Below are 18,967 nucleotides of genomic sequence, written 5' to 3'. Positions count from 1 at the left end.
AGATAGCTCTATGCAGGGATGCTATTTAGGGAGGAATAAAGATGCTAAAGGGGATTAATCAGTGGTGTTATCCCGATGATACACCATTAGAGATGGTATTTAAGTACAGTCGTGATGCAGGCTTTGATGCAATAGAGCTTAATGTAAGTATAGATGGCATTGGGCTTACGATGAATACGTCTAGAGAAGAAGCAAAACGAATTCGGAAAATGGCAGAGCATTATCGTTTACGCTTAAGCAGTATTTCTACGAATCTATTATGGAAGTTCCCTCTTTCTCATTATGATGAAAAGGTACGGGAACAAGGGAGAAAAGTGATTGAAAAACAAATAGAATTAGCCGGATATATTGGGGCAGACACTGTTTTAGTTGTCCCAGGGGTAGTTAATGAAGAAACGTCTTACCTTGATTGTTATAGGCGCAGTCAAGATGAGTTAAGAAAAGTTCTGCCATTAGCTGAAAAACACAATATTCATGTGGGAATCGAAAACGTATGGAATAAATTTTTGCTATCTCCACTCGAAATGGCCAGGTATATTGATGAGTTCCATTCCGATTATATTGGTGCTTATTATGATGTCGGAAATGCATTACAATATGGCTATCCAGAACAATGGATTTCCATATTAGGAGAGCGAATCCGAAAAGTTCATGTTAAGGATTTTAAATTGAACGTTGGGAATATTACTGGCTTTGTTCCATTATTAGCTGGGGATGTAAATTGGGAAAAAGTGTACCAAGCATTAAAGAACATAGGCTATAAGGATACAGTAACCGCTGAAATACCAGCCTATGCATTTGGGCCAGAGTATCTTGCCCAAGATACCTCCAAGCATCTGGATGTCGTGTTAAATCTGAAAAAGGTTAGTCCTTAGAGGAGTGTCCGCTATGAGAAAAGTTCGTGTAGGCTTTATAGGTGTCGGGGGAATTGGATCCGTACATTTGAAGAATATTGCTTTGATTGAACAGGCAGAAATGGCAGCGGTATGTGATATATCCGAAGACCAAGCAACAGCTGTAGGGAAGAAATATCAAATTCCAGCATATACAGATGTAGACAAGATGATGGAAGAGACTGCATTGGATGCACTTTTTATATGTGTCCCTCCATTTGCCCATGGAGATATCGAGGAAAAGGCTGCTAAAAAGGGCATTCATATTATGGTAGAAAAACCTGTTGGATTAAATCTGGATAATGTAAAGAGAAAATCTGCGGTTATTAAAGCTTCTGGGATTATTTGTGCTACAGGATACTGTTTACGGTACTTAGATACAGTGGCAAAAGCAAAAGAGTATCTACAAGGCAAACAAATTGCGATGGTTAACAGCTATTATTTAACAAAATTTGTTCCAACTCCATGGTATCGGGAACAATCCAAATCAGGTGGACAATTAGTAGAACAAGCCACACATATTTTGGATTTAATTCGCTATTTAGCAGGAGATATAGATAAAATCTATGCAAATATGAATCTATTGGTTTCAAAGGATATTCCTCATATTGATATACCAGATGTCACTTCGGTCAATTTCACTTTAAGGAACGGGGCAATCGGCCAATTAGGCTGCTCTTTTATACAACCAGATCACCGGATGGGTCTAGAAATTTTAGGGAAGAATTTCCGTGTTGCTTTTAACGGTTCCAATATAACGATTACAGATGAATTTTCAACTACTACGTATCGACCAAAGTTGAATTATTATGAGGCCCAGGATCGAGCTTTCATTAAAGCGATTGCTGCCAATCAGCCAGAATTAATCCTGTCATCCTATGAAAATGGTGTTCAAACATTAGCTGCTACCCTTGCTGCAAATGATTCTCATGAAAATGGAGAGCCTATTTCTTTAAGTAATTATTATTCTTTGTAAAAAGATTTCTATTGATAAAATGACAATATGACTTTTTTAGATTGACTTCCTATTTATAACCCCGTTCTAAAAGGAGAACGGGGTTATAAATATAGCAGATTTTAATGTGTGTCTTTTCTTTTAATAAGATTTTTCGATTAAGATTTGAGAGTGAATATGGTGTTCCATATGCTCATGATAATCTTGTATCAGCCACTCTAGTGTTTTATGCTGATTATTTCCTATGTCGCAAAGATTGGAAAGCTTTTCGACTGGGATGTTTTTTACAATGTGAATAATTTGTTTGTTGAGTGTTTGAAAAAGATTTATCATTTCATCAAGTGGTCTATCCTGATAATTTTGCATCTTAACCCAATGATTTTGGCCATATGATTGAATAGCATACACCGGTTCTTCATATTGAATTTTGATAAACCTTTCTATATTATTTATCGCTGAATCACAAAGATGCCCTAAAATTTCTTTTTTTGACCACTTGTTTGGCAAGGGACGATGAGAAGAACTATTTTCAGACATAGAGTTGAATTCTTCTGGTAATCTTTTTATCCAATAATTTATTCCCTCCATAACCTTTTGCATGATTCTATTCCTCCTTTTTTAAAAATTTAATATTCGATTGCCATCTGTAATAATCCTTTATTGTTCCTGAGTTAAAGTATGCCAGGATTTATTGACGAAAATAATGCGACGGCTGAATTTGGGAGGAAAAGGGAAGGGCGCTCATTAGTTATTAACCTTATGCAGAAGTGCTGCCCATATGTAGTCATTTGGGCAGCCGTTGATAATTCAGTCTGTCAAAAATTCATTAATTCTCTCTACATAATTACTTTTAGGGTAGTTATTATATAAAAATCCAGAAAGACGGACAGGATCACCAAAAAAATATCTTTCATATTGTGTCTGTCTTGTGCCGAAGGAGCTCATTGTTAAATCCCAAGCTAATCGAAAGATTTTATTGCGCTCATCTGCAGATCTGCACGTTGCTTGAAGATATTGATTTAAATCTTTCCCAACTTCTGAGTGAAACATTTTCTCTGTTGGCAGTGATACTAAACCGCTTGCGCCAATTAGTTGAAGGATTTCGGAAAAACGAGGATAAATTTTCGGGAAAATATTACTAGCAACTAGCAGGATGGTTTTGTTTGGAATCATAAATCCTTGGTCATTTAAGAGAGCATCGTTCTCTGCTTTTTCTAATAGTGCTTTCAACGTTTCTAATCCAATAATGATTTCTGCCATCTTTTCTTGGATGTGTTGATATTCGCCTACGTCAATCGTATTTATCATATTTTCCGCTAAGCCCAAAATAAACTCTGTTTTGACAATTTGCCTAGTAATAACTTGATGATAAGCAAATGAATTAAAAGAGCTTTGAGTTAAAAACATACTTGCGGTTTCTAGATCTTCATGGAAAAAAACACGTTCCCATGGAACAAGGACGTTATCAAATACAACAATAGAATCCATTTCTTCGAATCGTGAGCTTAATGGATAATCAATAGTAGATTCTCCTCCTACATAGGACTCTCTGCAGAGAAACTTTACTCCTTTAGTGTCTGAAGGTATTGCAAATGCAAATGCTTCCTCTTTTGCAAATCTGGGCGCCCCAAAAACCAAAAGTTCATCTGTAAGGCCTCCCTGTGTGGCTAGGAGCCGCGCCCCTTTAATAATTAGCCCCTTATTATTTTTCTCGATTATTTGGGCAGAGATTGGCTCGTTGGAATACTCTAGATACATACTCGAGCGATTAACTTGAGGTGTTATAAAAGTATGGGTAAAACTAAGATCCTTTTCTCTTGCCGATTCGTATAAGGATTGGATATGTTTTGGATAACAATTTTCCTTTCCTTCTAAAAGGGAAGCAGAAGTGGCAAAACTCATGATTACTGTATTTAAATAATCTGGGCTCCGTCCCATCATTCCTGCTGTTTCCTTAGCCCACCGTTCGATCATCCTTCTTCTTTTTCGCAAATCCTCTTTTGTCTTTGGCTGTAAGTATGACATACCTATAGAGTCCCCAGATAATGGGGACAAGAAAGTCATTTCCTCCTTTAAGTTAGGCTGACATTGTAAATCATAAAGAGAAGCTTTTGAATGTAGTATCCCTTTAAAAGCAGGATGGTTAGAGAGATCCTGGACTTTTTCCCCATCTAACCAAATTTCTGTAGATAAACTGCTGATTCGTGATAAATATGTCTTTCCATTCACTATTCCCATTTTTTTCTTCTCCCTTATTCATTAATAAAATGGATATAAACTATTTTATTATTTTATTAATGAATATAGTCCTCAGTTCTGGTTAAATGGGTAAAGATTGGAAATTTCCTTCTGATTTGGGATACTCCACACCTGCCCTCTTATTTCCTTCTTAGTTATGAACAAAAACTGTTTCAAAAACAAAACTCTCGTGCAGATGGCGTGTGATGGAGTATTCGAATATTCTTCCATCTTCTAACTGAGCTAATTTTTCGATTTCCATCATGAAGGAGTTGTCTGGAATCTTTAGTAAAGAAGTATCTTCACTATTTGCTTTGTCTCCTCTAATCCAGACATGGGTGCTATGCGTTTTCAGCTTTAATTCCTCGCGTATATAATTATAGATGGAACCTTCTAGATGTTTTGGCTCTAGTCCAGTAATAATAGATAAAGGCATGTAAGTATGTTCCAGCGAATAAGGCTTATTATTAATATGCCGTGTTCGAATAATTCGATAAATATATTCGTCATCAATCTCAAGTTTTTTGGCAATTTCTAAGGACGGTTTTTCGATCGAAAAAAGAATGATTTTTGAGGAAATATTTTCTTTTCCAACAATGTTAGATAAACCTTCTGATGGACCTAATGCAATAGCTCCTCCATTAGTAGAAACCCCTTTTACATAAGTTCCGGAACCTCTACGTCTAACAACCATTCCTTCTTTTACAAGAATATCTAATGCTTTTTTTACTGTCAGTTTACTGCATTGGTAATAATCAGCAAGCGTATCCCCGTCAGGTAACTTTTCATTTATCTCATATTCGTTATTATTTATCTTATCTCTAATATCTGTATATATTTCCATATATTTAGGTAACTGACTCAAGTTAAATCCTCCATTTTATAACGGTTTTCATAATAAGTATACCATACAGTTAAAAACAAGTATATAAATCACAAAAGATATATACTTTTCATTAAAAGTATTTACTTATATTAAAAAGAGTGTTATAGTTTGTTCGTAAAGGAAAGAGGGAGGCATTTATTATGAAAGAAATGTTAACGTTTCCGAGTGGTTTTTGGTGGGGAACGGCTTGGTCAGCTGAGCAAGCAGAAGGTAGAGGTAATACAGGAAAAGCTGAAACAGTTTGGGAACATTGGTTTAAAACGGAACCATCACGTTTTTATCAGGGGATTGGACCTGAAGTAACAACTGATCATATAAATCGATACAAGGAAGATATTCAATTAATGAAGGAAACAGGGCATAATTCTTTCCGTATTTCCATCTCATGGGCAAGGATGTTTCCAGATGGTGGAGTAGGAGAAAGAAATCCAAAGGCTATTTCTTTCTATCGAAACCTTTTGACTGAAATGAATGAAAACGGTATCAAACCTTTTGCTAATCTTTATCATTTTGATATGCCGTATGTACTTCAAGAAAAGGGAGGATGGGAATCACGTGAAGTGGTTGAAGCATATGTAAATTATGCAGCTGCTTGTTTTGAAGAGTTTGGTGATTTGGTTTATCATTGGTTCACCTTTAATGAGCCGTTAGGACCAATTTTAGGAAGTTATTTAGAAGATTTTCATTATCCAAATTTAGTAGATTTCAAGCGTGGCGCACAGGCAGCATTTAATACTATATTGGCACATGCGAAGGCTATTCAATCTTTTAAGGAAAAGCAACTGCCTTCTAAGATAGGAGTAATATTAAACTTAAGTCCAACTTATCCGAGAAGCCAAAATGAGTTTGATGTAGAAGCAGCTGAAATTGCGGATGCCTTTTATACAAGAAGCTTTTTAGACCCCATGGTTAAAGGAACATTTCCAAAGAAATTGGTAAAAATATTGCAGGAATATAACCAGATGCCTTTATATGAAGAGAACGATTTAAAAGTAATTGCGGAAAATACTTCTCAAATTTTAGGGTTGAATTATTATGAACCAAGAAGAGTGAAGGCACGCCTGACAGAAATTAATAAAAAAAGCCCTTTTTTACCCGAATGGTTTTTTGAACTTCATAATATGCCAGGGAAAAAAATGAATGTGTACCGCGGATGGGAAATTTATGAAAAGGGTATCTATGATCTATGTATAGACATTAGAGATAATTACGGTAATATAGAAGCTTTTATATCTGAAAATGGTATGGGGGTAGCGAATGAAGAACGATTTCTTAATGAGCATGGACAAATTATCGATGATTATCGAATTGAGTTTATTAAAGATCATCTCGCCTATGTCCATAAAGCCATTCAAGCAGGCTGCCATATCAAAGGATATCATTTATGGACATTTATTGATTGCTGGTCATGGATTAATGCTTATAAAAATCGATATGGACTAGTTTCTCTTAATTTAGAGACACAAGAAAGAACAATCAAGAAAAGTGGAGAATTTTATAAAAAAATGAGCAAGGACAACGGATTTGAGTACGAAACGAGTAAATTAGGATAAATAAAATAAAAAGGGTGGATAGATCATGAATAACTCAACAAAGCAAGGTATTGCAGATCGGTTTGCTTTTGTTGCACAAAAATTAGGAGCGCAGATTCATCTAAGAAGTTTGCGTGATGCCTTTGCATCGATTATGCCATTTATGATACTAGCTGGATTTATGACTCTAATTAATTATGTTATTTTAGAGCCAACTGGTTTTATGGGAAATTTGGTTAATCCTGATACTTTAACAACTTGGCAATCTATTGGGGTATCCATTGCTAACGGTACACTGAATATCATGACACTTTTAGTAGCTGTTGCCATTTCTTATCATCTATGTGTAAATAGGGGATATAAAAATGTAATAGCTCCAATCTTAGTTGTACTTTCTACAATGATAGTAGTTACACCATTGACAACGACTTTTTCACCAGAAGGATCAACCGAAAGCTTTCTTGTTTCTAATGTGATTCCTGTAAGTTATACAAGCGCATCAGGGATGTTTGTTGGAATTATCGTAGGGCTGCTTGCAACCGATTTATTTATAAAATTATCTTCAAATAAAAAAATGCAAATCAATATCAGTGGAAATATACCACCGGCAGTTATTAAATCTTTTAATGTGTTAATTCCAATTATGGTGAATGTTATCATCTTTGCAGTTGCATCCTTTTTATTAAATCAATTATTTAATATGGATTTTAATACTTTAATATCCACCATTATTACTAAGCCGTTAAGCTATGTGACAACCAGTTTACCAGGGTTCTTATTAATTACTTCTATCGCTAATTTATTTTTTGGATTCGGTATCCATCAGGCAGTTATTTCTGGAGCACTTTTGGATCCTTTTTTATTACAAAACATGCAAGATAATATGTTAGCATACGCTAATCATCAAGAGATACCCCATATAATTAATATGGCTTTTAAAGATACCTTCGCTGTTATGGGGGGATCGGGAAATACGATTTCATTGTTAATTGCCATTTTTATTTTTAGTAGACGTAAGGATTATAGAGATATATCGAAAATGTCCTTAACACCTTCTATCTTTAATATTAGTGAACCAATTATATTTGGGCTACCAATTGTATTTAACCCAATGTTAATCATTCCATTTGTTCTTGCTCCAATTTTTTCTTTATCAGTTGCCTATTTTGCGACAGCTGTAGGTTTAATAAATCACGTGGTTGTTCAAACCCCATGGACTACGCCACCGATTATTTCAGGATTCCTAGCTACAGGAGGTGACTGGCGAGCATCTGTATTACAATTATTAATAATCATCATAACAGTATTTATGTATCTGCCATTTTTGAAAATAGATGAGAGAGTAAGTGCCATGCAGAATAAATAAGGAAATAAAACAGTCTATTCTATAGGAGGAGTGGTTTGTATGAAAAATATTTTATTAGTATGTAATCAAGGAATGTCTACAAGTTTTTTAGTAGAAAAAATGAAGCAGGCGGCAAAAGACCAGAGCATGGAGGTAAATATTTGGGCAGTTTCAGATGCAGAATTACATGAAAACTGGGAAAAAGCAGATATTATTTTATTGGGACCACAGGTAGGATATTTAAAAAGCAATACAGAGAAAGTAGTCGGTAATAGTATTCCTGTTACTGTCATTGATTTTGTTGATTATGGAAGAGTAAACGGAGCGGCAGTTCTGGAGACCGCTTTAGAAATGATAGAAAAATAGTTTATTAGATGGCGAGGGATAGGAATGGAAGGAATAGAACTAATTGCTTTTCAAATCATTGGGAATGTAGGAATGGCGAAAACAAAGTTTATAGAAGCACTAGCTCAAGCGAAAAATGGTGATTTTTCCAGTGCAGCTTCATTGATGAAGGAAGGATCAGACCTTTTGGTTGAAGGTCATAAAATTCATGGTGAATTAATTAAAAATGAGGCTGCGGGTAATAAAACAGAATTCTCTATTTTATTAATGCATGCAGAAGATCAATTTATGAGTACAGAAACAATTAAATTGCTCATTGCGGAAATGATTGAATGGAGGAAAGAACTAAGTATCGCTAACTGAAGTTGCCAATAAAAGATTTATTTTGAAGCATTTGCTAAGTAGGATAACTATATATTTCGAGACTTTCTAAGAGGGGGACAGATTTTTTGGTACCCCTTTTTTCACTCAATCAAATGGTCCCCATTTCCTACGCCATTGTTTTTAACCAATAGCTTACAATAGCTTGTGACTTCTAAGCACATCGGACATAGTCAGTGTACATGTACCTTTGAATCAGCAAACCAAACACCTGATCAACAAAGCTGCATTTAGAAAAATGAAGAAGACCGCTCTTTTTATCAATACAGCCCGCGGCGGGATTGTGCACGAAAGTGACTTGATTGCTGCATTAAAAAACAAGGACATTTCAGGTGCATGCCTGGATGTTTTTGAATCCGAACCGCTTCCTATTGACAGCGAGCTCCGGAATCTGGGTAATGTGATACTTACTCCCCATACAGCAGGAATGCCTGATGGTCGGAAATTTCATAAAAAAAGATATGACTTCTTTATAAAGAATATAAAACGTATAGAAAATGGAGAAGAGCCTGTTAGCAAGCTCAATCAGTTATAATCTGTTTGGTTTATAAATATGTGCTACCGACACGCTACTCCGAGAAAATTAGGTGTTCCGACAATTACGGACGATGCGGTAGCCAGTCAGGATAACCACAACAAATCTTTTATTCCTTCTAAATAATGAAAAGGGGACGCGGCAGTACCGCTGAGTGGCCAGATTCTTCGCAAGCTTCACTAGATAGCAGCCGTACTATCCTCTTTACATTTCTATTATTTAAAATTATTGGTGCTACTTCCTCTTGAAGCTTGTTCACACATTCTCATTAAAGAAAAAAGACTGTTCCACTCCCCTCAAACCATCCCTCTGTTCCTAGTTTGCTAATTTCTTCCCTAGGAACACCCTCCTTTTGCTAAAACACTTTTCACTATCTTTTACTATTCAGTTTAATTTAAGCTGTTTATAAAATATAGCATTTTTTCGTTTAATTTGGAAAATGCTATCTAGGGTAATACAATAGTAGATGAAACATAATCCTGGTTAATTCGTAAATACATAGAGACATTCTTTAGGAGGGAGTCAAATGAACAGGGAAATTATTTTTGAAGAGGATGCTGCAGTACTGAAGATAAGAGGATTAATGATGCTGTTCACTTTCAAGCATAAAGTGAAGCTGCCCTATAGAATGATTAAAAGTGTGTTTGTTGATTATTTTGATCCACCGAAATGGATGATTCGTATGCCTGGAACTTCTATTTCGCCGTTAAATATATATGAGGGCTCTTATAAATACCAAGATGAATGGTACTTTTTATCTTACGAAGGAAGGATTCCAGTCGTAATCATCGAATTGGATAACCATGAGAAGTATCGCTATGTCATTTTCCAAATTGAAAATCCAACAGAGGTGGCAGCTGAGCTGAGGAGGAAAATGGCGGAAGCGGAGGGACGGTACTACTGAGATATACCTTTAGTACGATCGGTCCTCTCAGGACTAAAGAGGGGGAAATATACAGGTGAAATGGCATATAAAGAAATTTAATGAGTTAACAAATGTGGAATTATATACGCTTCTGAAAGAGAGAACCGCTGTTTTTGTGGTGGAGCAAAATTGTCCTTATTTAGAGGTAGATGGAAAGGATTTAGAATCGTATCATCTTTTTGCTGAAAAACAGGGGGAGATTGTTGCGTATTTAAGAATTTTACCTCCAGGGGTGTCATATCCAGAGGCTTCTTTAGGGAGGATTTTTGTGAAGAAGGAATATAGAGGACAAGGGTTTGCAGAAGAGCTTGTAAGTCGCGGAATTGATTATACCAAGCAAGAGTTAAAAGAAGAGAGGATAAAAATCCAGGCACAGGACTATTTGCGGAACTTTTATCAGTCTTTTGGCTTTCAAGCCATATCTGAAGTGTATTTAGAAGATAATATTCCCCATATTGATATGTTATTAAACGGAAGAATGGCGCAAATTAAGTAACGGAGATTAGATTTAAATACCAAATGGCGGTATAAAAAGCAGCATTCCTGTTTACCCTTTAATAATGCAGGGAGTGTTGTGCAATGTTCTACATAGAGATTATAGTAGCAATTCTTTTAATCTTGGCTTTTATGAAATATTTATGGACGAAAAAAGAAAATGAATATCAGACTGCTCTACTGGCTAATCATATCGAGTCAAGTGACGAGTTAAAAAAGACTTTGGCGATGGGGCTTTATTTGAGGTTTTGTAAAGAGGAAGAAGACAAGGACTATTCTTCCATTTATTTAAAACAAGATCCTCTCCAATTTGAAAGGTTTGCTGCGGAAATTATGGAGAAGACAAGAGGCGGATCGACATGGGTGACTCCTCCAACAGGTGATTTTGGAGTAGACTTTGAACATGAAACAGAAAAAGGATTGTTTCTTGGGCAAGTAAAATGTTATCAAGAAGATTTACCATTTGATTCAATTGCCCTGATTCATTCGAATATAATCAAACGAGGAGCTCAAGGTGGATATGTTATTACAACAGGCAGCTTTACACCGGCAGCTTATGAATATGCCAAAGGATTAAATGTTGAATTAATCGACGGTGTTAAGTTTGTGGAAAGCTGGTTAAGTAGTTTGAGCAAAGCAGAAAAAGAAATGAAGGAATTATTACTCGTTTAAGGGAAGCAGAGGGACGGATCATCTGAAGTTATGTCTTCGGAAGAACCATCTCTATGCTTCTTTTTTAGATGTATTGGAAAATAGGAAAAAGGAATAATAATGGAAATGGTTCTGTTAAAAATGATTTGGAGGCGGATTTTTTATGAGGAAATTTACGTATGCTTTTCTAGCAGTATGTATGATATTGCTTGTTGCTTGTTCAGCAGATAAGGATAAAAAGGAAAATACGGATAATAACAAACAAGCAGATGAACAAAAGATGAATGTGGATAAAGGTCTTTCAAATGTTGAAATCACACTGCCAGCCTCTTTGTTTGAAGGGGAAGATATTGATTCCGTAATTGCCGATGTAGAAAAAGAGGGCATTAAAGTTACTAAAAATGAAGATGGTTCCCTTACCTATAAAATGTCTAAGGCAAAGCATAAAGAGATGATGAAGGAAATGGAAGCTTCTTTAGAAGAATCCATTAAGGAAATAAAAGAGAGTGATGATTATGTGTCGATTAAGGATATCACGCATAATAAAGCATTTTCTGAATTTACGTTAGTGGTTGATAAAAAGAAATATGAAGATAGTATGGATAGTTTTGCTATTTTTACCCTTGGAATAACAGGCATGATGTATCAAGTGTATAGTGGAGTAGACCCCGATGATTATCAGGTCAAGATTTTGACAAAAGACGAGGCTACAAAAGACGTTTTGGATGAAACTATTTATCCTGATGATTTAGAAGAAGATTCGAAATAAATAGAAGGTCGTTTTTAATATAGAGCAAGTAAGGAGAATGAACATGAAAAAGAATCTACCAAATACATTTAAGCTGTGTCTAACTAGTTTATTTATTATCACTATTCTTGGAGGATGTGGACAAGATACCAAGGATGTAAAAATGAAAGAGAGTGATGAAGCTCAAGAAGAAGTGCAGAAAAAAAAGTCAGATAAGAAAGAAGAAGCAAAGTCGAAGCTCGGCTCTCGAACCAATCCAGTCCCATTTAAGAAGACAGTAACGGTTGAAGATGAACTATATAATGACAAAGGGGAGTCCTTTCCCATAAAATTTGATTTAACTGTATTGGAAGTGACACGCGGAGAGGATGCTTATCAAAAATTGAAATCTATGAATGAATTCAATGAGCCTGCGCCAGATGGAAAGGATTGCAGCCTACTCTATTGGTCCTAGTATTACGAAGAAGCAAAATGAGTCTATTAAGGATAGGGTGGGACGGTTCTCCTGCTTTCTTGTTAGAAAATTTAGGAGAATCATCCTTATTTTCATCATTTTCTCATTTTTTTATAATAAAATGGATGAGCGAAAATTTAACAAGGAAAGTGAGAGCGAGAATGAGAACAAGGAAAAGCAAAAAGAAAAAGATATGGATTACTTTAGGAGTAATTATTGGAATACTTGTTATTGGATTAGGGTCTTATGTATTTTATCTATATCATAGCGTAGAAGAGACAGCAAACAAAATGTATAATCCTCTTGAGGGTGATTCGAATTTAGAAAAAAAAGCAAGAGAAGAAAAGCTTGATAATACAAAACCCATTTCTATTTTGCTTATGGGTGTGGATGAAAGAAAAGGTGATGTAGGAAGATCGGATACTCTCATCGTCATGACTTTGAATCCAAATAAAGATAAAATGCAGATGGTAAGTATTCCTCGTGATACAAAAACAGAAATTATTGGAGATGGGAGAGTAACAAAAATCAATTCTGCCTATGCTTATGGCGGGGTGAAAATGGCTAAAGATACAGTAGAAAATTTTACAGGTGTTAAAATGGATTATTATATCCAAGTAAATATGGAAGCGCTAAGTGATTTAGTTGATGCCATTGGGGGAATTACAGTTCAAAATGACTTGGATTGGATTGATGAAGGATATTATAAAAAAGGCTATCATTATAAAAAAGGAACTTTAACATTAGATGGTCCACAAACATTGGGATTTGTTAGAATGCGTCATTTAGATCCAAATGGTGATTTTGGTCGAAATGATAGACAAAGGGAAGTCATTACGGCTATTATTGACAAGGCCACAGGAATATCAACAGTAGCTCATTTTGATGAAATACTAGATGCCCTTGGAGTAAATGTAAAAACAAACATTACGTTTGATCAAATGATGACCATACAGAAAAATTACCGTGATGTGCGAAAATCTGTAGAGCAATATGAAGTAAAAGGACAAGGCACTCCTCCCGGACAAACCTATTATTTAAATGTTCCAGAAGAAGAAAAAACGAAAGTGCATGATATGTTGAGTGAGAATTTACAATAAAGAAGGATAAAAAGGTACTAGCTGAAAATAGCTAGTACCTTTTTTAGGGGGACAATTCTCCTGTCTCTGTCTTTGCTAAAAGGATGCAATGAATTGCAAATTACAAGTATAGGAATTTCTTTTTATAACCCAACCGCTCTTTCTTATATGGATGAACAAAAATCTGAAGAAAGCAGTGTTTTTTTGTTTGTCTATATTGGCAGGGAAATTTTCATTATAATAATTATAGACATACTGTATTCCAATAGTAAAGAGAGATAAATGCTTTATATATAAAAGAGAAGGAGGTAAGTGAAATGGCGAGAAAGAAGGTCTTAGTAACAGGTGGGGCAGGGTTTATTGGAGGAAATTTTGTTCAATATATGGTGAATAAATATCCGGATTATGAAATTTATAATTTGGATTTACTAACATATGCAGGTGATTTAATAAAGCATAAAAGAATAGAAGGAAAGAAGAATTATCATTTTATTAAGGCAGATATTGTAGATAGAGATACCATCCTTGCTCTTTTTGAAAAAGAGAGGTTCGACTACGTAACACATTTTGCAGCAGAAAGCCATGTTGATCGCTCCATTACAAATCCAGAAATTTTTGTAAGGACAAATGTTCTTGGCACGCAAGTATTATTAGATGCGGCAAAAACAATTGGCGTAACAAAGTTTCTACATGTTTCAACCGATGAAGTATATGGAGAATTAGACTTCGATTTCACTTCTTTCTTTACGGAAGATAGCCCACTTCAACCCAATAGTCCCTATAGTGCAAGTAAAGCATCTTCAGATATGCTTGTTCGTGCCTTTCATCATACATATGGTTTGCCAATTAATATTACCCGTTGTTCGAATAATTACGGACCCTATCAATTTCCTGAGAAATTAATCCCCTTGACGATTTCTCGTGTTTTAAACGATCAAAAGATTCCTATATATGGAGACGGGAAGAATATTCGTGACTGGCTACATGTATTTGATCACTGTGCAGCCATCGATTTAGTGCTCCATAAAGGCGAAAATGGAGAAGTCTATAACATTGGTGGACATAATGAACGAACAAACTTAGAAGTAGTAAGAACCATTATAAACATACTAGGTAAGTCAGAAGATTTAATCGAATTCGTCCCGGACCGCCTCGGCCACGACAAACGATATGCCATCGATCCAACAAAAATAACAGCTTTAGGCTGGCAGCCAACTTTTACATTTCAAACCGGTATAGCCCAAACTATCCAATGGTATAAATAGAAGCAGAGGGGAGTATCTTCTGCTTCTTTTAGAGTGGATCATAAGGATGTTTGTGACTGAATAGGGAACAATATTTTCATGAGTTATATGGCTATTTATCCTTCCTTTTCTATTCCTGTGGTGCTCCGCAAGCAAATAATTTTTTTTCCTGTAAGGCAATTGATATGATTAAGAATGACTTAAATAAGAAAGGATCTTGCAAAATGGCAAATTTAAATATACCTATATCCGTATTAAACCTTGCCCCGATTCGAGAGGGACAAACTTCTAAAGAAGCTATTGAATCAATGGTGGATTTAGCTCAAGCAACAGAGAAAATGGGCTATAAACGTTATTGGATTGCAGAGCATCATAATACATCTACACTTGTTAGTTCGGCAACTGCAATTCTTATTAAGCATACGCTTGAACACACAGACAGCATTATCGTAGGATCTGGCGGCGTGATGCTTCCAAACCATTCTCCATTAGTTGTTGCCGAACAGTTTGGAACGATGGCAACGATTTATCCAAATCGAGTAGATTTAGGACTTGGTAGAGCACCTGGAACTGATATGCTGACTGCGAGTGCATTAAGACGTTCGCAAAAGGATTCCGTCTATACCTTCCCAGAGGATGTTAATGCTCTTCTAACGTACTTTGGACCTGAAGAGGATCAAGGCTATGTAAAAGCACATCCAGGTGTTGGTACAAATGTACCGATATATATTCTTGGTTCTTCTACAGATTCAGCTTACTTAGCGGCAAGTCTAGGACTGCCTTATGTGTTTGCTTCTCATTTTGCACCGAGATATATGGCAGATGCAATCAAGATTTATCGTGAGCGTTTCAAACCTTCGAAGTATTTGGATAAGCCATATATGGTGGTTTGTTTAAATCTGATTGCCGCCGAAACAGATGAAGAGGCAGCTGTTTTACAGACGTCTACTCATCAATTTTTCCTAAATGTTGTGCGCGGAACACAAATGCCGCTTCAGCCACCAGTGGATAGTTTAGATGGTCTTTGGAATCCACAGGAAGAAGAAATGGCCAAATCCATGTCTAGCGTGACTCTTTTAGGAAGCAAAGATTCCGTTCGCAACCAGCTTACAGCTTTTCAGGAACGCTTTAATGTCGATGAAATTATGGCAGTTTCTTATATTTATGACCCTGAAAAACAGAAACGATCTTATGAAATATTGAGAGAAGTAGTAGAGGGAAAATAAAGGTTCAGCAATAAATTAAATCATAAAAAGGGTACTAGCTCCTGAAGCAAGTACCCTTTTTTATGATTATTATTTCTCTTTATCCTCTTTTTTCTTTTCTAGCTGTTTCTCTTTTTGTTCCTCTGTTATTTTAAAATCACGATCCACTGTTTTGTTTTTTAAATCTTCATTTTTAACCATCTATAACGCCTCCCTTTTTCTTATATATAGACGATTTGAAGCAGATTAAACGGTAAAGTAATAGGAAAAAGTGGGATTATTTGGGTTTTGAGGAAGCGGAGGGATGGTTCTCCCTTTTTTTAAATAACTAACATTTGAACTTTCTATTTATGATCCAGTTCGATTTTTCTGGACACTTTCTACGCCTACAATTATGTAATTTATCATATTTCATATTTTTTTGATAATGAGATAAAGATGCAATAACTATGCATATGAATAATTATTTAACCGCTTACATTTTTGCCAGTTAAAGTTGCAAAAACATATACTAAACTTCTTATAAACAGTTAATTATAATCAAATTATGAAAGGGGTTACTTTTCATGAAGGAACGCACAAAACAAGTATTGAAAAGACTTCTAACGGCAAATACGTATTTAACTTTAGAAGATTTAAGTAATGAATACCATATTAGCCAACGAACCTTGCGAAATGAATTAATGATAATTAATGAGTTTCTCCAAAGCAACAATTATTCACTGGTTACCACAAAAAGAGGGAAGGGAATGCAGCTTACTCTGGCACATAGAGATGCACAAACCTTATTGGAGCGAATGAATGCGGAAGGAACGAAAGAATATTACCATCCTGATGAGCGTTTCTTAGTATTACTTTTAGATATTGCTGATACTAGTAAGACCACTCTCTTATATGAAATGGAAGGACGCTTACAAGTATCTAAAAGTACAGTGGATGAAGATATGCGTAAGATTCGTCAGTATTTAAAAAAGTATGGTATTCAAGTCGTAAGTCTTTCGAAGCAAGGAGTTGTTTTACAAGGGGATGAAAGGTCTATTCGGTCGATGCTTTTTGATGTCATTAATAATCGGACAGATTTCGATTATATAACGCTATCGAGCAGAATGCCGAAGGAAATTAATTTTGAGACTAGGCTAGTATTAAACTATTTGGAAAGAGAACGGATAAAGATTATTGCACAATTGTATAACCAGCAATTGAAGCAGTTGAACCCAGATGTTAATCCTTTATATCATAATCAAGTTATCTTATTTTTAGCCATTTGGATCAGACGGATACATGATGGCAATACCATTAGTGATACGGTAAAAGGAAAAAGAGAATTAACGGAAGGGCAAATAAGAGATTTTATCGATCATATTTGTGAGCGCTTTAAGCTATATCCCTCCCTATCAGAAATGAAATATATTGCCTTTACGATTGAATCTTTTGATTCGAAAGATATGAGTAATTCACTTGATTGGGTTACAGCACAGTTATTGACAATTCAACTAATCACTCATGTGGAGAAAGTAACACTTATCCCTTTCTCTTTGGAAGAAGAAGATTTATATGAGGGATTGTATAAACATATTACAGGCTTACTCAGTAGAGCAAGGAATGACATAAAGGTATTCAATCCATTAAAAGAGACAATTAAGGAATCCTATAGTTGGATTTATCAAGCTGTAGCAGGATTTAGTAATCATATAGAAAGTTATATAAAGAAACCATTATCAGAGGATGAAATAGGCTTTTTGACTATTTATTTTTCTACATCGACAAGTCGGATGAAGCAAGAGGAGCAGTATATTTATCAAGCGGTAGTTGTCTGTAATCACGGTATTTCTACAGGAAGGCTGTTGGCGGCAAATTTAAAGGAGCAATTCAATATAGAGATAGTCACTGTTTTGAGTTCCTATGAACTGTCTTTTATCGACAAGTTAGATGTAGACATTATTTTCTCAACCATTCCGATTGAATATTCTAAGAAACCCTCCCTTTTGCTTAATCCTATATTAAGAGAAAGTGATAAAAAAGAGATTGATGCTTTCTTAGAACAAAATAAAGAAAAAAGAAGATTAGTGTCTAATGAAAGAGATGCAACCAAGATGCTGCAGGACATACTAACCTTAATGGAAGCGTGCGGTGCAAAGATAACAGCGGAGAGCTATCTGAACCTAGTAGATACCTTTAAACAACACCGCTTGAAATTTAATACAAGGGAGATTCAGCCAATGTTACAAGATATCCTCAGGGATAAGAATATTATACTCCATCAAGAATGTGAAGATTGGAAGGAGGTGATTGAGCGAGTCTCTCTCCCTTTAGTAAAGGAGCAAGTTATCGAAGCTAGATATATTGAGGCTATGATTCATTCTGTTGAAGAATACGGTCCTTATATTGTGATAGGGAAGAACTTGGCGCTTGCGCATGCTAGACCAGAAGACGGTGTGAATGAATTAGGAATTAGTGTGATGACATTGAAAGAACCAATTATGTTTGGAAATGAAGAAAATGATCCTGTGAAAATTATTTTTTGCTTAGCAGCTGTAGATTCTTACTCTCATCTAAACATAATGAAGAGCTTGGTTGATTTGATAAATGATAAACAAAAGGTAGAAAGATTAATCCATGCAGATAATCTAGCTATTTTTAAGCAAGAGTTGTTTGAAAAGAATTCATGCAATAAAAATGGACTTTGCTAATGCTATCAAACTATTAAAAAGTTAAAGGAGAATGCTAATTGAAAAAGTTAAATATTTTATTTGTCTGTGGTGCTGGGTTAGGAAGCAGCTTTGCGTGTCAGATGGCAGCGGAGGATGTGTTAAATAAACTAAAAGTAAATGCAAAATTAGATCACAGTGACATTTCCTCAAGCGCGGCAGCAAAACCAGACATTATTATTACGGCACAAAACTTCCAGACTCAATTCGAAAAGTTCACTATTGATCCTGCCAAAACTCACATCATCTATTTGAAAAATATTGTTTCAAAACAAGAAATTGAAGAAAAACTAACACCGATTTTACGAGAAAAAGGTGTGCTATCTTAATAAATAGGTAGAGAGAGGG

At 35.4% G+C, this 18,967-nt stretch carries 19 protein-coding genes and 1 pseudogene; 17 read left to right on the top strand and 3 right to left on the bottom strand.

Features of this window, described 5'->3' with window-relative positions:
* The first annotated feature begins 41 nt into the window (after nt 1-41).
* Together NST77_RS17110 and NST77_RS17105 are read left to right on the top strand one after the other, a co-directional pair.
* Nucleotides 42-875, top strand: coding sequence for a sugar phosphate isomerase/epimerase family protein (locus NST77_RS17110; RefSeq protein ID WP_095329753.1), 834 nt, complete (start codon nt 42-44; stop codon nt 873-875).
* A 13-nt stretch (nt 876-888) separates the two neighbouring features.
* Nucleotides 889-1,869 (top strand): Gfo/Idh/MocA family protein, encoded by a 981-nt coding sequence (locus tag NST77_RS17105; protein WP_095329754.1) that lies wholly within the window; start codon nt 889-891, stop codon nt 1,867-1,869.
* A 120-nt stretch (nt 1,870-1,989) separates the two neighbouring features.
* On the opposite strand, the gene NST77_RS17100 is transcribed toward NST77_RS17105, so the two are convergent.
* The 3 genes from NST77_RS17100 to NST77_RS17090 all read right to left on the bottom strand — a co-directional run bounded on the left by NST77_RS17100 (nt 1,990) and on the right by NST77_RS17090 (nt 4,951).
* Nucleotides 1,990-2,448, bottom strand: coding sequence for a DinB family protein (locus NST77_RS17100; RefSeq protein ID WP_163185397.1), 459 nt, complete (start codon nt 2,446-2,448; stop codon nt 1,990-1,992).
* Between the two features lie 207 nt (nt 2,449-2,655).
* Complete coding sequence (hpaB, locus tag NST77_RS17095) at nt 2,656-4,086, bottom strand: 4-hydroxyphenylacetate 3-monooxygenase, oxygenase component (protein ID WP_095329756.1); 1,431 nt, start codon at nt 4,084-4,086, stop codon at nt 2,656-2,658.
* A gap of 151 nt (nt 4,087-4,237) precedes the next feature.
* Entirely contained in the window at nt 4,238-4,951 is a 714-nt protein-coding gene (locus NST77_RS17090; protein ID WP_095329757.1) for a GntR family transcriptional regulator, read from the bottom strand.
* Between the two features lie 161 nt (nt 4,952-5,112).
* Between NST77_RS17090 and NST77_RS17085 the strand changes: the two genes are divergently transcribed.
* From NST77_RS17085 to NST77_RS17015, 15 genes and pseudogenes are all read left to right on the top strand, one after another.
* The gene (locus NST77_RS17085) at nt 5,113-6,525 is read left to right on the top strand and encodes a glycoside hydrolase family 1 protein (RefSeq protein WP_095329758.1); all 1,413 of its coding nucleotides are present in this window, start codon (nt 5,113-5,115) and stop codon (nt 6,523-6,525) included.
* Between the two features lie 25 nt (nt 6,526-6,550).
* Nucleotides 6,551-7,870, top strand: coding sequence for a PTS sugar transporter subunit IIC (locus NST77_RS17080; RefSeq protein WP_163185401.1), 1,320 nt, complete (start codon nt 6,551-6,553; stop codon nt 7,868-7,870).
* 39 nt (nt 7,871-7,909) lie between these two features.
* A complete protein-coding gene (locus NST77_RS17075) occupies nt 7,910-8,215 on the top strand; it encodes a PTS sugar transporter subunit IIB (RefSeq protein ID WP_095329760.1) in 306 nt (101 codons plus the stop codon).
* A gap of 24 nt (nt 8,216-8,239) precedes the next feature.
* Nucleotides 8,240-8,557, top strand: a complete 318-nt coding sequence (locus tag NST77_RS17070; protein ID WP_095329761.1) for a PTS lactose/cellobiose transporter subunit IIA — start codon at nt 8,240-8,242, stop codon at nt 8,555-8,557.
* 181 nt (nt 8,558-8,738) lie between these two features.
* A pseudogene (locus tag NST77_RS17065) lies at nt 8,739-9,110 on the top strand (NAD(P)-dependent oxidoreductase); the annotation flags it as partial.
* A gap of 526 nt (nt 9,111-9,636) precedes the next feature.
* A complete protein-coding gene (locus tag NST77_RS17060) occupies nt 9,637-10,014 on the top strand; it encodes a hypothetical protein (protein WP_095329762.1) in 378 nt (125 codons plus the stop codon).
* Nucleotides 10,015-10,069: 55 nt separating this feature from the next.
* Nucleotides 10,070-10,531, top strand: coding sequence for a GNAT family N-acetyltransferase (locus NST77_RS17055; RefSeq protein ID WP_095329763.1), 462 nt, complete (start codon nt 10,070-10,072; stop codon nt 10,529-10,531).
* 83 nt (nt 10,532-10,614) lie between these two features.
* Nucleotides 10,615-11,202, top strand: coding sequence for a restriction endonuclease (locus NST77_RS17050; RefSeq protein WP_095329764.1), 588 nt, complete (start codon nt 10,615-10,617; stop codon nt 11,200-11,202).
* A gap of 142 nt (nt 11,203-11,344) precedes the next feature.
* Complete coding sequence (locus tag NST77_RS17045; protein WP_095329765.1) at nt 11,345-11,950, top strand: hypothetical protein; 606 nt, start codon at nt 11,345-11,347, stop codon at nt 11,948-11,950.
* A gap of 43 nt (nt 11,951-11,993) precedes the next feature.
* On the top strand, nt 11,994-12,383 hold the full coding sequence (locus NST77_RS17040) for a hypothetical protein (protein WP_341123264.1): 390 nt from the start codon (nt 11,994-11,996) through the stop codon (nt 12,381-12,383).
* Between the two features lie 161 nt (nt 12,384-12,544).
* Nucleotides 12,545-13,483 (top strand): LCP family glycopolymer transferase, encoded by a 939-nt coding sequence (locus tag NST77_RS17035; protein ID WP_095329813.1) that lies wholly within the window; start codon nt 12,545-12,547, stop codon nt 13,481-13,483.
* A 296-nt stretch (nt 13,484-13,779) separates the two neighbouring features.
* Nucleotides 13,780-14,727 carry a dTDP-glucose 4,6-dehydratase gene (gene rfbB, locus NST77_RS17030; protein WP_341123263.1) on the top strand — a complete coding sequence of 316 codons (948 nt, stop codon included), beginning with the start codon at nt 13,780-13,782 and terminating at the stop codon, nt 14,725-14,727.
* A gap of 203 nt (nt 14,728-14,930) precedes the next feature.
* The gene (locus tag NST77_RS17025) at nt 14,931-15,932 is read left to right on the top strand and encodes an LLM class flavin-dependent oxidoreductase (protein WP_095329771.1); all 1,002 of its coding nucleotides are present in this window, start codon (nt 14,931-14,933) and stop codon (nt 15,930-15,932) included.
* A 545-nt stretch (nt 15,933-16,477) separates the two neighbouring features.
* A complete protein-coding gene (locus tag NST77_RS17020) occupies nt 16,478-18,601 on the top strand; it encodes a BglG family transcription antiterminator (RefSeq protein ID WP_095329772.1) in 2,124 nt (707 codons plus the stop codon).
* A 38-nt stretch (nt 18,602-18,639) separates the two neighbouring features.
* On the top strand, nt 18,640-18,948 hold the full coding sequence (locus NST77_RS17015) for a PTS sugar transporter subunit IIB (RefSeq protein WP_095329773.1): 309 nt from the start codon (nt 18,640-18,642) through the stop codon (nt 18,946-18,948).
* Nucleotides 18,949-18,967: the final 19 nt, after the last annotated feature.

This window comes from Niallia sp. FSL W8-0177 (genome assembly GCF_038006285.1).
GTDB classification, from domain to species: Bacteria; Bacillota; Bacilli; order Bacillales; family Cytobacillaceae; genus Niallia; species Niallia circulans_A.
Note: the sequence above shows the minus strand (reverse complement) of the source record. Positions and strands in the feature narration are given on the sequence as shown.